This is a genomic window from Candidatus Obscuribacterales bacterium, assembly GCA_036703605.1.
GTDB lineage: Bacteria > Cyanobacteriota > Cyanobacteriia > RECH01 > RECH01 > RECH01.
The window spans coordinates 1-1,052 of record DATNRH010000550.1 but is presented as its reverse complement, the minus strand read 5'-3'; the positions used below and the strand labels follow the sequence as shown (position 1 = coordinate 1,052).

At 54.0% G+C, this 1,052-nt stretch carries 2 tRNA genes and 2 rRNA genes; all 4 read left to right on the top strand.

The annotated features are described in order from the left end of the window. Positions 1-92: ribosomal RNA gene (locus V6D20_11815) — 16S ribosomal RNA — on the top strand; the annotation flags it as partial. A 184-nt stretch (positions 93-276) separates the two neighbouring features. Continuing rightward, positions 277-353 (top strand) — tRNA-Ile (locus V6D20_11810). Between the two features lie 17 nt (positions 354-370). Then, a tRNA-Ala gene (locus tag V6D20_11805) sits at positions 371-446 on the top strand. Between the two features lie 281 nt (positions 447-727). Further along, a 23S ribosomal RNA gene (locus V6D20_11800) occupies positions 728-1,052 on the top strand; the annotation flags it as partial.

Genomic DNA, 1,052 nt, shown 5'->3' with positions numbered 1-1,052 from the left:
AAGGGAGGCAGGCGACCACAGTGGGTTTAGCGACTGGGGTGAAGTCGTAACAAGGTAGCCGTAGGGGAACCTGCGGCTGGATCACCTCCTTTCTAAGGATATTCACGAAAGCGTCGGCGCTAGTCGCCGGAAGTGCTTCGTGATCTCCAAAGAACACTGCCGTCGTCCTCATGTCCTTTCATCACTGGAGATTGCGCCAACCGCGCTTGCGGCTGGCTGCAAAAGCCTGAGTCGGCTCACGCCCCTCGCGGCCATAAGGCCGCTGATGGCGCATGTGGGCCTGTAGCTCAGTTGGTTAGAGCGCACCCCTGATAAGGGTGAGGTCAGAGGTTCAAATCCTCTCAGGCCCACCATACTTGTCTGGCTTTACGGGGCCTTAGCTCAGCTGGGAGAGCACCTGCTTTGCAAGCAGGGGGTCATCGGTTCGATCCCGATAGGCTCCACCAGACATAACGCGCTGTGACTTGTTGCATGTGCGGTACAGAAATTCTCCAGGATGAAATGAAAGCAGATCCGGCATTTGGCCGGTAGGCGGATTTCCGCCGTTCTTTGACATTGTGAATGGGTTTTTAAATCGATGCCGTGGCGGTGTCGTGATCACAGCTTTCGGGCTGTTTGAGCGATACCATCACAAATCAATCAAAATTGATTATCTGGCTGAGATAATTCCTCCGCATCATCGTTGGACGCATAGGCTTTATGCAGGCCTGTCGTTGATGGTGTGGATTCTCAAGCGTGAGGTAAGAGCATTTGGTGGATGCCTTGGCATGTACAGGCGAAGAAGGACGTGGCACGCTGCGATAAGCGTGGGGGAGCCGTGAGCAGGCTTTGATCCCACGATTTCCGAATGGGGAAACCCACCTTCACCATTTCTTCCGTTGGTCGACCAGTTGAAAAACTGGCGCGGTCAGTGGGAGAGGTGGATAAGGTATCACCTTAGTGAATATATAGCTTTGGTGAAGCGAACCCGGGGAACTGAAACATCTCAGTACCTGGAGGAAAAGAAATCAACCGAGATTCCCGTAGTAGTGGCGAGCGAACCGGGACCAGGC